General features: G+C 56.1%; 11 protein-coding genes. 3 read left to right on the top strand and 8 right to left on the bottom strand.

Annotated features, from left to right (window positions below):
• Nucleotides 1-21: 21 nt before the first annotated feature.
• Nucleotides 22-1,473 carry a neutral/alkaline non-lysosomal ceramidase N-terminal domain-containing protein gene (locus tag Pan97_RS11135; protein ID WP_241676386.1) on the bottom strand — a complete coding sequence of 484 codons (1,452 nt, stop codon included), beginning with the start codon at nt 1,471-1,473 and terminating at the stop codon, nt 22-24.
• Nucleotides 1,474-1,669: 196 nt separating this feature from the next.
• On the opposite strand from Pan97_RS11135, the gene Pan97_RS11130 reads away from it, so the two are divergent.
• The gene (locus tag Pan97_RS11130) at nt 1,670-2,845 is read left to right on the top strand and encodes a metallophosphoesterase family protein (protein WP_165698702.1); all 1,176 of its coding nucleotides are present in this window, start codon (nt 1,670-1,672) and stop codon (nt 2,843-2,845) included.
• Between the two features lie 41 nt (nt 2,846-2,886).
• Here the strand turns inward: Pan97_RS11130 and Pan97_RS11125 are convergent, their stop codons facing one another.
• From Pan97_RS11125 to Pan97_RS11095, 7 genes are all read right to left on the bottom strand, one after another.
• On the bottom strand, nt 2,887-4,539 hold the full coding sequence (locus Pan97_RS11125; RefSeq protein WP_144972500.1) for a leucine-rich repeat domain-containing protein: 1,653 nt from the start codon (nt 4,537-4,539) through the stop codon (nt 2,887-2,889).
• A 91-nt stretch (nt 4,540-4,630) separates the two neighbouring features.
• Nucleotides 4,631-6,298, bottom strand: a complete 1,668-nt coding sequence (locus Pan97_RS11120; protein ID WP_144972498.1) for a leucine-rich repeat domain-containing protein — start codon at nt 6,296-6,298, stop codon at nt 4,631-4,633.
• Between the two features lie 87 nt (nt 6,299-6,385).
• Complete coding sequence (locus Pan97_RS11115) at nt 6,386-6,907, bottom strand: protein-tyrosine phosphatase family protein (protein ID WP_144972496.1); 522 nt, start codon at nt 6,905-6,907, stop codon at nt 6,386-6,388.
• A gap of 128 nt (nt 6,908-7,035) precedes the next feature.
• Nucleotides 7,036-7,635, bottom strand: a complete 600-nt coding sequence (locus Pan97_RS11110) for a hypothetical protein (protein WP_144972494.1) — start codon at nt 7,633-7,635, stop codon at nt 7,036-7,038.
• A 33-nt stretch (nt 7,636-7,668) separates the two neighbouring features.
• Complete coding sequence (locus Pan97_RS11105) at nt 7,669-7,866, bottom strand: hypothetical protein (RefSeq protein WP_144972492.1); 198 nt, start codon at nt 7,864-7,866, stop codon at nt 7,669-7,671.
• Nucleotides 7,867-8,066: 200 nt separating this feature from the next.
• Nucleotides 8,067-9,128 (bottom strand): ribonucleotide-diphosphate reductase subunit beta, encoded by a 1,062-nt coding sequence (locus Pan97_RS11100; RefSeq protein ID WP_144972490.1) that lies wholly within the window; start codon nt 9,126-9,128, stop codon nt 8,067-8,069.
• Between the two features lie 131 nt (nt 9,129-9,259).
• On the bottom strand, nt 9,260-12,187 hold the full coding sequence (locus Pan97_RS11095) for a ribonucleoside-diphosphate reductase subunit alpha (RefSeq protein ID WP_144972488.1): 2,928 nt from the start codon (nt 12,185-12,187) through the stop codon (nt 9,260-9,262).
• Nucleotides 12,188-12,975: 788 nt separating this feature from the next.
• Between Pan97_RS11095 and Pan97_RS11090 the strand changes: the two genes are divergently transcribed.
• Nucleotides 12,976-15,273: a DUF1592 domain-containing protein gene (locus Pan97_RS11090; RefSeq protein ID WP_144972486.1), complete on the top strand. Its 2,298-nt coding sequence runs from the start codon at nt 12,976-12,978 to the stop codon at nt 15,271-15,273.
• Nucleotides 15,274-15,309: 36 nt separating this feature from the next.
• A complete protein-coding gene (locus tag Pan97_RS11085; protein ID WP_144972484.1) occupies nt 15,310-16,686 on the top strand; it encodes a DUF1552 domain-containing protein in 1,377 nt (458 codons plus the stop codon).
• Nucleotides 16,687-16,714: the final 28 nt, after the last annotated feature.

The raw sequence follows: 16,714 nt of genomic DNA, 5'->3' as shown, positions 1-16,714 counted from the left end.
TCTTTCGACCGCCTCAAAGATCTACTTAGCCTGCTCCTGAAGAGAATTAGACAGCTTCATTAAATTTTCGACAATCTTTGTGCTCGCTTTTTCTTCGACGAAGTTGGTACCCAACCACGTTTCGTAGCCGCCATAGCGGTGCTGCTGTGGGGTCGGCAAGTAACCGAACGAACCGTTAGCCAGTTCGATCGTGAAGGCTTCCATAAACGGACTGCGATCTTTGATCTCGAGGCCGGTTTCGGCGAATGTTTTGAACGGAATCGCCGAAATCCCCAGGTCACCAATCTTCAAGACCTGCAGCGGAACTTCGACCACATCGGGGGCATCTTTCAGTTTTTCGATGCGGCTGGCATAGATCTGTTCGCGGCGATGCCCGGACGAATCGTCCTTCGAGCGAGCGGCGACCTCTTCAAAGTGCTTGCGCATTTCCGGCGTCGGCTTGCGTGCTTTGAGCGGTAGTTTCGATGTGGCGGCTGCCAGAGGAACCCATGTTTGAAATTTGATCTGAGCGTGCGCGTCGGCCACTTTGCTGGCCACCTTCTGGGCAACTTCCTGCATCTTCTCGTACGGTGCGTAGCGTTTGGGGCTCTTCTCGGTGAAGTCGATGTTGTTCACGTCGCCGCTGGTTCCGTTGGAAAGAATCCCCACGAACGCCGGCTGCTGATCGGCGGCGCCAAGCTTGTCTTCGATATACTTGGCGAAGTAGCCGAAGTAGTCGGCCGATACGTCGCCACTGCGAACGCCCCCGACGTAGTGCAGCGAATAGTTGGCCAGAAGTGCGATTGGACGTCCTTCTTTGCTTTGCACCGAGAGAAAACATACTTCGGGATCAACCGGACCAGCCTGACGATCAAGAGCACTGCTGCCGCGGGGAGGATTCATCCGCACGCGATCGACACCACCAAACGGATTGGTCAGCTGCGCCGCATCGTTCATGAACCAGCGACGATTGAAGACCTCGCTCGGCTCTTCGGTGCGTCCCCAACCAATTTGGGCTGGTTCTAGTTGATTGACGGCACGCTGCACGCCGTCGGCGATGCGCTGGGTAAGAAACGTTTGATACCCGGTCAGTTCGTTCTGCTTGATCAACTTTGACTGCCCCCGCGCGGTGGTCGCCGAGTGGGTATGCGTGGCGGCCATCAACTGATGCGAAGCGGGGATTCCCGTTGCCTCTTCCACCAGTGCCTTGGCGTTGTCGAATACCTCTTCGGGAATGCCGACGTTGTCGCAGAGGACAATCGCCAGGCGAGTGTTGCCGTCGTCGAGCACCAGGCAGCGGGCATGGAGTTCGTCGTGAATGTGCCGAGCCGGAATGGGCTGCCAGCCGCCGACGATTAATTCTCCCAGCGGCGGCGTGATGTTGCTGGTCGCCGCGCCGGCCAGCAATTGCTTTTCGGCGGCGGACGCAGACGAAGCGAAAGCCACCAAGCCCAAGAGTACGCAAAACAAGAGGGACATGTGATCACGAAGCATGGGGTTTTCCATTTCCTGACGGGAGGCGGGCGAACAAAAAGGCGGGTTCTCACAATGTACCAACGTAGAACGTGATATCAATTTGATTTAACTTCGATTCGAGAAAACAGATTGCAGGATGTTCCTTTCTGTACGAAAATATGTTTTCGCGCAGAACTCGCCTAAGCACTTACCTCCCGCCTGCCTGAGCCCAACCATGACGCGTCCTACCTCAACGACTTCTTCCCTGACTCGCCGTACGTTCAATCGAGGTGTGGCATCGTTGCCGCTACTTGGGCTGGCTTCGTCGCTGTCGGCTGAGGAAACGACACGGCCGCTTCACCTGCCAAAGGATCCGGCCCGGGGCATACGGGAAGGGTGGACCGTGGCTGTCTTTCCCGACACGCAAAACTACGCCAAGTATGGCAAGAACCAAAAGAACTTCGAGCGGATGTGCCAATGGGTGTTAGAGCACCTCGATGCCTGGCGAATTGGCCTGGTAATGCACGAAGGGGATTTCGTCGAGCAGAACAACATTGCCGAAGGAGGTGGTCGCGGCTGGGGGGACCAACACTCGAAATCGCAATGGGAAAGCGCCAAACGAGCGCTCGAACGGCTCGAAGGACAGGTGCCGATGATCTTTGCGACCGGCAACCACGATTACGGCATCCGTAATGCCGAAACGCGGGAGACGCAGTTCAACGACTACTTCGGCATGACCGACAACAAGTTGGTCTCGGACGGGCAGGGGGGCGGCATTCTGATCGAGGCAGGCCAAAACGCTGCAGGGCAGCAAACCTTGGAAAATGCCGCCTACGAGGTTCGCTTACCGGATGGACGCAATCTGCTGGTCGTGTCGCTGGAATGGGGACCACGCCGCGAAGCAGTCCATTGGGCAAAGCAGTTGGTAGAGCAAGACCGTTTCAGACAACACACCGGCATCCTGCTGGTGCATGACTTCATCACGCCTGAGTCGAAACGTGACGGACAAGACGGCAACCGGAAACGAAGTGGCAACCCGCACACCTATCCCACCGGCAAAACCGGCAATACACATGACGGGGAAGACCTCTGGCAGGCACTGGTCCACGACGCTCCTCAGTTTCAACTGGTACTCAACGGTCATGAAATGGGAAGTCACGTCGGTCGCCGGACTGATCCGAACGCCCTAGGCATGCCGGTCCATCAGATGCTGTTTAATGCCCAAGGAATGGGAGGTGGCTCCGCCGAGAAAGGGAATGGCGGTGATGGCTGGATACGGCTACTTACCTTCGAGCCCGATGGCGTCACGCTGACGGTTCGGACCTTTTCACCCTTGAAGCTCGACGAAGGCAAGTTACCGTGGTGGGATCATCCATCGTGGTGCTTCTCGCTGCCGATTCAGCCGGCCTAAAGCGAGTCTGCCAATCGGTAAACGGCGATCGATTTCGCCCCCTAATAGATGTTCGCCCCTTTGAACAGAAGCGAATCGCGCAGTTGGCGGACGCCGTGACTGGTATGTTTCGAGCCCAGCAAACTTACATTCGAGAGAAAGGGCATGCCGTGCAAGTGCTTGAGCCCCTCGTCCGTAAACTGCGTTCCCTGGGCATGCAGGTACTGCAAGCTCCTAAGCTGGCCGACCGACTTGAGCGCATCGTCGGTAAGATTCTTGCAAGCGGAAAGATGAATCACGACAAGCTTTTGCAGGCCGGTAAGATGACGAAGGCCATCGTCGGTCACGTTGGATCCCGCAATATTGAGCATTTCCAACTGTTTCATCTGACCAATCACTTCCAACGCCTCGTCGGAAACCTCGGCGCTGCGCAGGTTCAGGTTCGTGAGCTTGCCCAGCGGCACGATCGCCTGCAATCCATCGGCCGTCACGTTCTTCGCTCCTGCCAGGTCGAGATATTGCAGGTCTTGTAGTGACGCAACGTGCCGTAGCATCTGGTCGTTGCCGAAGTAATCGACGCGCAGGTACGTGAGTTCCTGAAGCATCTCCAGCCACTGATAGTTCATACCCTCGAGTTGGTTGGTGTCGAAAGTCAGGGACTTCGCGTTGCGGCAATACTTCAGAGCTTCCAGGTCCTTCGCGCTAAGTGCCCCCATCCAGTCAACACTCTGCCCGTTCGTTCCATTGTTGAGACGAATCCAATCCTTGAGTATGACCACGTTTCTGGGGAACTGCCCAAAAGTCAGCAGAAATCCTTCCGGCGTCACATTGGTATGGGAAAACCGGAGCGATTTCAGACGCGAAGCGTACGGTACATTCGCGATGCCTGCGTCTCCGACCGGTACGTTGGTGAGTTCCAAGTTTTCCAGAGTATTGGCCGCAATCAGTGACTCTAGCTCCAAGTCGGTCATCGGGGCGTCCGTGACTTCAAGCGAGACAAGGGTAGGATGCCCAGTCAGATACGTTGCCCACCCTGAGTACACCGGGCGAGAAACGTAAAGACGCTCGACGCTGATCTTATCACGCAGCAGCCAGAAGCTTTCGAAACCAAGCTCTTGGGTCACCAACCATTCCACCGAGACATTGGGGATGGAAGCCAGATGGTCGATACCGACGTCGGTCATCGTCAAATCGTGCCGCAAGATCTGCAGACGGGGATGGTCTCGCAGATGCACCAGTCCCGTTTCGTCCATTTTGGTGCGATGAATATCGAGCACTTCCAATCGCTTGAGCTTGCCTACCTGCTCGAGCGTTTTATTGGTGAGGCGCGTATTCCACAAAGCCAGCTTGCGTATTCTGGGCAAGTCCTCGAGCACGGTCAGGCTTTCGTCCGTGATTCGCGTGCCAGGGATATACAACTCTTCCAGCGTGGGCGTCTTACGAAGCAGTTGCAGATCTTCGTCCTTGATTCGCTTGTGGTGCCAGTCGACGGCGACGATGTTCGAGAAATAATAGCTGCCGAAAAGTTGATGAACCCACTCCGGCCCCCACGTCCCCCAGCGAACGTCCCCCTTGGCCTCGGCGATCTGGGCCGCGACCTCTTGTTGCTGATCAACCCAGGTCATGTGCCACCGCCACAGACCGAAACACCCGGCCGCCAACGTGCAAAAGATCAGCAGGGTGCGCAGTCCGAATTGGCGTAGAAAGCGAGGCATATGGCGAGACTCGCGCGAGGAGAGGAGTGGTTTCCGTTGAAACTACCAGAAGCCTCGCGCCAACGCAAAGTTTCCTGACCTAGGGGGTCGATTACGGGATGTGCTCTTCGAGGTGATCTTCGCTGACCGGCAACGATTTATACAGCTGCCGAAATCCTTCCGGGGTATGTTTTGTCCCACCGACTTGGATATCGAAGAGTTTTGGCATTCCGTGCAAATGCTTGAAGCCTTGGTCGGTGATGTTTGTTCCGGCGATATCAAGACGCCGCAATTGTTTCAATTGGCTGACGTACAGCAGGGACTGGTCGGTCAATTTACGACACTCGGCAATATCAAGCTCTTCGAGGCTCTTCAGCTCGACGATCGACTTCATCCCTTCGTCGGTTATGTTGGCGCCTTGAATGTTCAGCTGCTTGAGTTGCGTGATTGTGCAGATGGCCTTCAACTGTTCATCGGAAATAGGGGAATGCGGTAGTGCTAGTTTTTCCAATGACTTGATCGATGCTAACTCGGCCAACTCATCAGGCGTCGCATTATTGAAAGGAAAAAGGACAACGGACTCCAACTTGGTCAATGAATCGAGATGCATCATGACGGGGTAATGCTCTTGATGCCCAATCGTAATGTGCTGGAGTGATTTCAGTTCAGGGAGAAACGCGAAATCGATCTCACCCCGGAATTTCACCGAGAAGAAAGTCATTGCCGTCAGCTTACGACAGTTGACCAGAGCCGCCAGGTCTTCGCCGGTCATGGAGCCGATCCAGTCCACTTCCCGCTTTGCGTTACTGTCAGACAGCTTCAGCCAGCTATCCCTGATCTGAATATCGGTTGCCGAGGGGCCGAGGCAGGTGAGCAGCCCCGTCGCGGTGACGTTGGTTTCGTGTAGCGATAATCTCTTAAGCCGAAAAGCACCCGGCACCTCAGATAGCGTTTCATCGTCAATCGGCACTCTATCCAGCCTGATTGTGGTCAGCGTGTTCTGTGACAAAAGGTCGGCAAACTGATCCGTTTGCACCGGAGCATCGGTGATCTGTAATGCGACCAAGGTGGGATGGCCAGCCAGGTACTTCGCCCACTGATCGTTCTCGGGGGAGTGCATTTTAAGCGACAGGATCTCGAAATGGTCGCGCAGTTGCCGGAACGTTTTCTCTGATCCGCCGTGGACCGTAAGCATGGTCAGTTCAAGGTTCTCGATCGTGGCAAGGTGATCGACGCCCACTTCGCCGAGCGGCATGTCGTAGCGCAGGACTTTCAAGCGGGGATGGTTTCGCAGATGCACTAGCCCCTCTTCGGTCATCGCGGTTCGATGAATATCGAGTGTCTCCAGTTTTTTCAGTTTGCCGACATGCTGCAAGGCGTCGTTCTTAAGACGCGTGTTCCACAAAGCCAGCTTGCGAAGCTTGGGCAAGTTTTCGAGCACCACTAGGCTTTGCCCCTGGAGATCGGTTCCCGCCAGATACAGTTCTTCCAGCGTCGGTAGCTGCCTGAGAAGTCCAACGTGTTTATGTTCGATTCGCTTGTGATTCAGATCGACGGCCACGATTTCGGAGAAATAGAAGCTTCCAAAAGCCTTGTGCATCCACTGGGGCCCCCAAGTTTTCCAGCGCACATTACCGCCTGCATCGGCGATCTGCGAGGCAAACTCACGCTGCTGATCAACCCAGGTCATGTGCCACCGCCACAGACCGAAACACCCGGCCGCCAACGTGCAAAAGATCAGCAGGGTGCGCAGTCCGAATTGGCGTAGAAAGCGAGGCATGTAGCGAGACTCGCGCGAGGAGGGGTTAGTTTCCGTTGAAACTATCAGAAGCCTCGCGCCAACGCAAAGTTTTCGCGTTTCAATAAGTTATGCACTGGCAGGCTTCATCAGCGGCGCACGATCGATATAGCCGAGCTTCTGTCCCCACTGTTTGATGCTGGCTACCAGTCTGGCGTCGACCAACGTCTCGTGCCCAGGCTGCGCATCTGGGCTGTGCTGGGCAATCATCTGTTTCGCGGCATCTTCGCTCATGCCCAGCCCCACCAGGTACAACCACAAAACGGTCGGACTACGCATCTGGCCGGCGATGCAGTGCAGATAAACCTGCGAGTTGGGCACGTTCAACATACCGTGCAGCGTACCAACGACCTCCAAGGCCTCTTGCGTAGGAATTCGCAGATAATCGTCGATCCGAAAGTCCTTCACCTCGGCAAACCCCGCCGTACGAGTCGACGGAAGACTCGGTGTATCGCTCACGTTGAGGACGTGTGTGAATCCTTGCTTAAGCAAATAAACACATCGTCCAGGAGCCGGAAACCGCCCAATGGCGATTCGCGTGGTCACAGGGAACACGCCTTCTTGCAGGGCTTGGATCATTTCCGGACGCATGGTGAGCCTATGTATGCCTGTCCAAGATAGTTGTCTTTTGGGAATGCGACATTTGGGCAGTTCAGAAATACCATGATCTCATGGCCGAACGCAAGGTGAGCCGAATTCATCCAAGCCGCAGACAGCCGTCATGAAGACGCGTCTCTGCCATCTTTCCACAATTTGGCAAACCATTCGAGCGACTGAAGTTCGCGGCGCAGCGGCGTGTCGATGAAGTCTGGCGCACGAAAGATGTACTCGGCCGCCTTCCATTTGCCTTCGGCGCAGAGCGATTCGATGTGCGTGATGGCCGACGCATGGGAGAAGTCTTCCCCCCGCTCGTTCAGCTCGCGGAAGTTGTTGGGCAGGCCCGTCCACACGACGGCATCGAAATCGGTTTGATCGGCCCACTGGATGATCGTCGGCGGGATGACGGCTTGCGACAACTCGGTGGGATCGGAATGAGGCCGGTAGACGCCGATTTCCTTATCGGTCGCATTTTCGCGGACGAGAAGGTCCTGGATTGCCTGGGCAAGGCTCTCGCGTTTGCTCACGGTGTAAGCCGCGCGGCACTCGGCCCCCAGCTCTTCTTGGAGAACCAGCGTAAGTGCCCGCTTGCGGCTGATCGAGATGCGCGTGAACTCCAATCGCAGCCGAGGGCCATCGAAATACCAGGGACCGTGATGCTGATCGAACTTGGGCCGGTCATCCCAAAGGAGGGAACCCCAGCCGATGATGGCCGTTTTCATGGGTGCGATCTTCGAGTCAATTCGCCCATTGTCTTAGTCTTTGCCTTTGCCTGACTTCCCAAATGCCAGGTATCCACCCACGGCAATCATGGCTACCGAGAATCCAATACCACCAGAGGCTTTCGAGATGTCGTTAGTATCGCTCAAATCGTATTCGGTAAGCGCTAACCTAAGGCCAGACATGACCATCAGGCCACCGATGATAACGAGCACAATCCCCAAGGTTTTCATGGCAGGGTTTCTATCTTGATGAGAGTCATTAAAAAAAGGCGAGCCACCTCTAGGGTAGCCCGCCTTCGTAGTCCTTTACAAGACGCAATCCTTGGATCGTTAACCCCTCACACTAGCCCTCTCCCCTCAGGGGCGAGGGGACAAGAGATGAAAGGTAGCTCGCAGGGAATCTGCACTCAATCGTCGATTCCCTGCAGGTGCTAGTCCCAGTTGAGACCGCTGGAGCTTTGGTATTCGGTGACTCGCGTTTCAAAGAAGTTCTTTTCTTTGGCGAGGTCCATCGTTTCGCTCATCCAGGGGAACGGGTTGTTCGACTGGTTGAACTGCTTCGGCAAGCCGATACGTTCCAGGCGGCGATCAGCAATGTGATGCACGTAATCGCGGAACAGGTCACGGTTCAGACCGAGGATGCCGTTGGGCAGGCAGTCCGCAGCGTAGGCGATTTCCAGTTCGACCGCTTCGTGAATCAGGTCGATGATCGACTGCTGGAACTCTTCGGTCCAGACGTCGGGGTTCTCTTCCTTGATGCCGTTGATCAGGTCGATACCAAAGTTCAAGTGAACCGTTTCGTCACGCAGGATGTACTGAAACTGCTCGCCGATGCCGGTCATCAAGTTACGCCGATGGAACGAAAGCACCATCACGAAACCGGTATAGAAGAAGATGCCTTCCATGATGATGTAATAACCGATCAGGTTCTTCAGGAAGGTTTGAATTCCTTCGTACGAGTCGGTCTTGAAGTCTGGGTCGAGCACTTCGCGGGTCAAGTTCATCTCGAACTCGTCCTTCTTGGTGATCGCCGGGACTTCGTGATACATGTTGAAGACTTCGCCTTCGTTGAGGCCCAGGCTTTCCACCACGTACAGGAACGTATGCGAGTGGATCGCTTCTTCAAAGGCCTGACGCAGCAGGTACTGGCGAGCTTCGGCGTTGGTCACATGCTTGAAGATGGCCAGCACCAGGTTGTTACCCACCAGGCTTTCCGCGGTGGAGAAGAAACCGAGGTTCCGCATGATGACCTTACGTTCATCTTCGGTCAGCTTGTCGCTCCGCCAGGTTTCAATGTCCTTGGTCATGGGAACTTCGGTAGGCATCCAGTGATTGGCGCAACCATTAAGGTAATGCTCCCAGGCCCAGTGATACTTCAGCGGCATCAGTTGGTTCACGTCAACCTGGTGGGCGTTGATCAGACGCTTTTCACTGGCGTTAACGCGCTGCGTTCCAGTCATTTCGGTATCGAAGCCGAGGCTTGGAGTAGACATCGTGTTTCTCCGAAGGGAAAGTTGTGCAGGGAAATTGCTTCTTGCAAGGGCGTCGGCCGAGGGCGGCCACTTGGCCGACGCATGTTCAACAGGTGCCTAACCGCAACTGGGCAGGCGAGGACAACGCGTGCTTATTGGCACGATTCGCAGTCGCCGTCCAGGTTGCAGGTCTTGGCTTCCGGCTGCTGTTCTGGAAGTTGATCCAGATCATTGGACTGGGCCGTCTTGTCGCGATCGACCTTGATATTGGCCGAAGCACTCTGGTTCTTCATCCAGCGTGGCTGAATACCGAACTTGTTGACGTCGACCGTCGACTTTTCGACCTGGGTCGCACTGAGCGTTCGCAGGTAGTAGGTCGTCTTGAGGCCTTTGTTCCAAGCCAGGAAGTACATCTCGTGCAGCTTCTTGCCGCTTGGTTCGGACATGTACAAGTTGAGCGATTGCCCCATGTCCAGCCACTTCTGACGGCGAGCGGCACATTCGATCAGCCACTGTGGAGCGACCTCGAACGCGGTCAGGTACTTCTGCTTGATGTCGTCCGGAATGCGATCGATTTCCAGCAAACCGCCGTCGTAGTACTTCAGCGATTCGATCATGTCCGAATCCCACAACCCCAGTTCCTTCAGATCCTGCACCATGCGGCGGTTGATCTGGGGGAACTCGCCGGAAAGATTGCTCTTCACGAACAGGTTCTTGTAGGTTGGTTCGATCGACTGGGCGACACCAATGATCGTGGAAATGGTCGCGGTCGGAGCGATGGCCATCACGTTGCTGTTACGCATACCATTCTTGGCGATCGCATCGCGAACGACTTGCCAGTCAAGCTTCGAGCTGCGATCGATATCGATCGGCAGGCCGCGTTCCTGCTCCAGGACTTCCATCGAGTCGATTGGCAGGATGCCGCGATCCCACTTCGAGCCCTTGTAGGTCTCGTAGGTGCCGCGTTCTTCGGCCAGGCTGCTGGAAGCAAGCAAAGCGTAGTACGAGATGGCTTCCATGCTCTCGTCGGCGAACTCGACCGCTTCTTCGCTGGCGTAGCCAACACCCAAAGCGTACAGGGCATCTTGGAAGCCCATCAGGCCCATGCCCACCGGGCGATGCTTGCGGTTCGAGTTGCCAGCTTCGGCGGTTGGGTAGTAGTTGATGTCGATCACGTTGTCGAGCATACGGACCGCGGTGGTGACCGTTTCTCGCAGCTTCTCGTGGTCGAGCTTACCATCTTTGACGTGGGCAACCATGTTGATGCTACCCAGGTTGCAGACGGCCGTTTCTTCCTTCGAGGTGTTCAGCAGGATCTCGGTGCAGAGGTTGCTGCTGTGGACCACGCCGACGTGATCTTGAGGCGAACGAACGTTCGATGGATCTTTCCAGGTGATCCATGGGTGGCCTGTCTCGAACAAGCGAGTCAGCATCTTGCGCCACAGTTCCAAAGCATTGATGCGGCGGAACATGCGGATCTTGCCTTCATCGGCCAGTTGTTCGTAGTGCTCGTATCGCTCTTGGAACCTCTTGCCGTACAGATCGTGCAGATCTGGTACTTCGTCTGGGCTGAACAGTGTCCACTGGCCATTCTCACGGACTCGCTTCATGAACAAGTCAGGAATCCAGTTGGCGGTGTGCATGTCGTGCGTACGACGACGATCGTCACCGGTGTTCTTACGCAGGTCGAGGAATTCCTCGATGTCCAAGTGCCACGATTCGAGGTACGAGCAGACGGCCCCCTTACGCTTACCACCTTGGTTGACGGCGATCGCGGTGTCGTTGACGACCTTGAGGAACGGAATCACGCCCTGGCTTTGGCCGTTGGTTCCCTTGATGTGGGCGTTGGTGGCACGAATGTTCGACCAGTCGTTGCCCAGACCGCCGGCCCATTTGCTGAGCATGGCGTTGTCGCCGACCACCTTGAAGATGTGCTCCAGGTCGTCCATGACGGTGCTCAAGTAGCACGAGCTGAGCTGCGGATGCAGCGTACCGGCATTGAACAGCGTTGGCGTCGCCGAAGTGAAGCGGAAGGTCGACAAGATGTTGTAGAACTCGATTGCCCGAGCTTCTTTATCCTCTTCGTTCCAAGCCAGCCCCATCGCCACACGCATCCAGAAGTACTGAGGCGTTTCGATGCGGCGGCCTTCGACGTGCAGCAGGTAACGATCGTAAATCGTTTGCAGGCCGAGGTAAGGAAACGCAGCGTCACGTTCGGGACGCAGGGCCGCGGCGATCTTCGCGAGGTCGAACTCACGCAGCTTTTCCGACAGACGCTTGGCTTCGATACCAACGTTGATGTAGTCCTCGAACTGACGCTGGCAGACTTCGGCCAGGTCTTCGTTGGGATGAATGTGACCCAACGCTTCGTTGTAGATCACCATCAGCATCAGCCGGGCAGCGACGGTGTCGTAGTCCGGGTCGCGTTCGATGCGGCTACGCGAAGCCAGGATCATGGCTCGGTAGATCTCTTGTGGCGTAATGCCGTCGTACAGCGTGCGGTAGGTTTCCTCGACGAGTTCTTCCGCCGAGCAGTTTTGCTCCAGACCACGAACGGCCGAATAGATCCGGCGACGCATGCGAGTCGCGTCGAACGGCTGCTTCTCGCCCGTTTCCATCTTCACGTGAATGCGTGGAGCTTGCAGCGTCCCTTCTGATTCGACCGCACGCAGAGCACGCAGCTTGGCATGCTGTTCTCGGTAGAGGATATAGCGGCGGGCGACCGAGAAGTGCCCGTGTCGCATCAACTGAATTTCAACGGCGTCCTGAATCGTTTCCACGTCCACGCCATCGCGGCTGAACGGTCGATTCTCGATCTGGTTGACCACGTTCGTCGTGATCTCTGCGATCTGCTGTTGCAAGGCCGCTTCGATGGGCTGGCCATCGGCGATCCCAATTTCCGCTCGAAAGGCTCGCTCGATCGCTTGCTCGACGCGGGCCGATTCGAAGGAAGTAATTCGGCCATCCCGTTTGCGGACGTCCAAAGATACCTGGGTCGTCACTGTCGTCATGACATCGTCTCCTACAGGTTGCTGACTACCAGCCGGTTTCATGCCGGCCGGGTTCTTCTTTGATTCCATTGCCGTCGCCTTAATTCAGCCTTGAAACAAACCTTGTATGAACCTCACACCTGTGGGTGACAACGTTCGAAAATTGACAGCATCAAGCGCAAGCAAGCCGCATAGGTTTTGCTTGGTCGTCCATGACACAACGTTCAGACGAGAACTTGAGACTCCTAATCTTCACCCCCTGACAACAGGGGAATTGCCACCCGCTCAGCTTGGCCGCCTAATGCCGCGCTACCTCGTGGGCACCACTACAAGATATTGTATCACTGGATCACCAAGGCACAATATCCTGGGTCGCTAAAAATGATTTATCGCCAGATGTTGGGGGCGAATTGAATCATTCTCAGCGACGGGAGCCCAATATATCGTGGTAGCAGATCGCGTCAACCACATTATCTTCACATGACCTAACTCATTGCTAGCCAATAGGTAAGGCCAACATTCGACATATCTTTCCACACGCAGGTCGCTAGCAAACCAATGCTGTCTGCGTCCCCAGGGTGATCCCGCAAGGGCGGATTCTCGCTCCCCAAGTGCCTGAAAACACGACACTTAGCTATCCGAGCCCTGCTTCAACACTAGATCTTGTGGCAGCAAAGCTCTCTATCGCGAGTGAATCCAAATTTTTTTGGACTTTATCAACCTCTTATTTGGCCTTCATCCCATCTGCACAAGATAGCAAGGCTGATGACACGTTTGGTCACTCGCGATTTCGAGCTTAAACCGAATCACATTCGCCGCTATGATGGGTGATAGCACCTTCCCTCCTGAATCCTTCCTTTTTCTCTCCCGCCTGATTTATGCATCTCGACCTTGTTAATGCGCGGAGCATTCTTTACCTGGCCATCCTCGGGCTGGTCGCTGTTTTGCCGACATCATCTTGGGGCCTGGAGCCAGAAGCCGCGGATCACTTCGAGACGAAGATTCGCCCCGTCCTCGAAACCTACTGCGCTGCCTGCCATGATCCGGAAGACCCTGACAATCACATCAAGTTCCTCGAGGCCAACACGGCCGCGGATATTCAGCATTTGCGCGGTATTTGGGGCAGCACGGCCGCGCAGCTTCGCAATCGGACGATGCCTCCGCCGGATGAAGACCAACCCAGTGAGAAGGCGCGACTGGAACTGGCCCAGTGGATTGACGATCACTTGCGAGCCACCGCCTGCGAGCTTGGTCCCTACGCCGGCAATGTGACGACACGCCGTTTGAATCGCCTGGAGTACGAGAACACCATCCGCGATCTCGTTGGCCCTGAGCTTGGCTATCACGAGACCTTTCCGACTGACGGCGGAGGAGGCGAAGGCTTCAACAACAACGGCGAAACGCTCTTCCTGCCGCCGATGCTCATGGAACGCTACGTGGAAGCGGCTCAAGAGATTCTCGACGCGGCGATCGTCACGCCCGCTTTACACGAGCAGTACTCCGGTGATCAGCTGATCCCAGCCGGCGACGCGCAAGAAAGCGGAGCACGCCTCTTACAGCCCGGACAAGAGCTGACCGCCGGTACCGTGATTTACGTCAGTGGGGACTACGAGCTGACGATCGACACACGCAACTCGACGAAAGAGGATCTCCGGCTCGTCTTGAAGCTCGATGGCCTTCCAGCCGATCGATTCAAGCTGAACTCGAAGTATGAAGAGCAATCGTTCAGCACGACCGTCCGCCTGAATCGCGGCTTTCACGCCGTCGCGGTTTACAATCCCAAGGAACAACCCAACATCGAACTACTTCGTTTGAAAGTGAAGGAACTGGGCATCAAACGTCCCCAAGACGCGCAGAAGTTTCACGACCGAATCTTCCAAGCCCAAGACGGCAAGTATGCCAAAGACCGAGCCGCGGCGACCAAGCTGATTCACCAGTTCGCAGCGAAGGCCTTTCGTCGTCCTGTCAGTGATGACGAGCTGAAACCATTTTTCGCTCTGTACGACCGTGGCGTAAGCCGTAACGATCCCTACGAGGAATGCGTCAAACTGGCACTCAAGGGCATCCTGGTTTCACCCCATTTCCTGTTCCGGATCGAAGCAACGCCCACGTCCTCCGAGTTGCAGCGAATCAACGACTATGAACTGGCCACGCGGCTGTCGTACTTCCTATGGTCGAGCATGCCGGATCAGCGTTTGTTCGACCTGGCCAGGCAGGGGAAACTTCACCAGACACCGATTCTTAAAGCGGAAGTGCAGCGCATGCTGCAAGACCCGAAAGCCAATATCTTTTTCGATACCTTCACCGGGCAGTGGCTTGGCACTAAAGAAGTGGGCGGAAGCGTTTCGCCGATCAATGGCGAATACCGCGACGTCTACTCCAGCGAGTTAGCGGCCGACTTTCGCGAGGAAGCTGTTCAGTTAACCACCTATATAGCCCGGGAGAATCGATCGATCCTTGATTTCCTCGACGCCGACTATAGCTTCCTCAACGATCGCCTGGCCAAGCACTATGGGCTGCCCCAGGTCAAGGGACGCGAGCTGCGAAAGGTCGAAGTCGCCAACGGCCAACGCGGCGGTTTACTGGGACTAGGCGGCGTGCATATGGTGACCTCGTACCCGCAGCGATCGAGCCCGGTGCTGCGGGGTGCTTGGGTCTTGGAAACGTTGCTCGGGACGCCGGTTCCCAGCCCACCGGCCGACATTCCGGCCCTGCCTAAAAAGGTGAGCGAGAAAGATCCCAAGACGTTCCGCGAGAAGTTGGAAAAGCATCGCGACAATCCTTCCTGTGCGGCGTGTCACGACTTGATCGACCCGATCGGTTTCGGCCTGGATAACTACGACTTGTTGGGGCGTTGGCGCGATAAGACCGAGAACGGCAAGCCCGTCGATGCCACTGGTATTCTTCCCTCTGGAGAAAAGTTTGCTGGCCCAGGCGAGCTGAAAAAGATTCTGCTGGAAAGAAAGCAGGAATTCGCTCGTCATTTCAGCCGAAAAGTCTTAGGTTATGCATTAGGACGTAGCCTGGAAGATCCCGACAGCTGCACGATTGAATCGCTGGTCACGTCGCTCGAAGAAAACGACTATCGCTTTCAAACGCTGATCGAAGAAATTGTGATCAGCACGCCGTTTGGCTATCGCCAAGTGGTGCCATTGCCTGCCCACTCCTCCCACTAAATCCCCTCGCCCCGTACTGCCACGAAGGAGACATTGATGCCTCAGCCCATTTCACGACGGACGCTGCTCAAAGGTACCGGCGCGGCGTTGGCACTCCCGTGGCTCGAATCGATGAGCCATCGCAGCTTCGGCTCTGAAACGCTGAGCGAGCCACCGAAACGTGTCGCGTTCCTCTTCGTTCCCAATGGCGTGCGCAGCGATCAATGGAACCCGCCGAAGACGGAAGACGGCAGCTTCGAGTTGACGCCGATGCTTCAGCCGCTGAAGGACGTCAAAGAAGAGATTACCCTGCTGGAAAACCTGTGGCATAAGAAGACGGTCGGTCGCAATGGGCATTGGCCCAAGGTCCCGGCATGGCTCTCGGGGGGGTTCGTCGAACGAACATCCGGCCGCGACATCAACACCGGAGGCATTTCGGTCGACCAGGTACTCGCCAGCAAGATCGGCGATCGTACGCCGCTTCCATCTTTAGAGCTTGGCGTCGACGCGGCCTACACCGGCGTCGACAATGTCGGCGGAGGGTTTACTCGCATCTATGGCTCGCACATCGCCTGGCGCGATCCTCACACGCCGGTCCCGAAGGAAATCGTCCCGCGACTCGCCTTCGATCGCTTGTTCCGCACCACCACGGCCGGCCCGGTTGTTTCGGGATTCAATCCGAATCAAAAGGCCGTCGCCGATTCGCTGGCCCGAGACGATGCCAGCGTGCTCGACCTGGTGATGGAAGACGCCAAATCGCTACGCGGCAAAGTGGGAGAAGGGGACCGAGCGAAGCTGGACGAATACCTCGAGTCGGTGCGCAGCGTCGAGAAACGCATCGAGAGTTCGCTTAAGCCGCAGATGCGCTGGATCAACGAGGGACGCTTCGACCTGCCGCGGCCTGGGCCAGGCATCCCGGAAAGTCACGAGGAACACGTTCGCTTGATGCTCGATATCATGGTTCTCGCTTTCTGGACCGACACGACGCGCATCTCGACGTTCATGCTCGGCAACGCGCAAACTGGCCGGAACTTCAGCTTCATCGATGGAGTGCGTGGTTCGTTCCACGGCTTGTCGCACCATCGCAACGAGGAGAAGGAACGCGAGCAGTACGAAAAAATCGTGCTCTGGCACTTGGCACAATATGCCTACCTGATCGACAAGATGCGTAGCCTGGATGAGGGAGGCCGGTCGCTGCTGGACAACAGCCTGGTGATGTACGGTTCCAGCATCAAAGATGGCAATACTCACCAGGAAAAAGATCTTCCGCTCCTGCTGGCAGGCAAGGGGGGTGGCAACTTCAAAACCAATCGTCGCATCACTGCCCCAAAAGAGACTCCGTTGTGCAACATGTACGTCTCGTTGTTGCGGCACATGGGGGTCGAAGCCGAAAGTTTCGGCGATAGCACCGGCCACCTCGAAGGCTGGAGCTAGCACGACCTTTCTGGATACTTCGATTGCG

This window comes from Bremerella volcania, from assembly GCF_007748115.1.
Lineage (GTDB): Bacteria > Planctomycetota > Planctomycetia > Pirellulales > Pirellulaceae > Bremerella > Bremerella volcania.
Note: the sequence above shows the minus strand (reverse complement) of the source record. Positions and strands in the feature narration are given on the sequence as shown.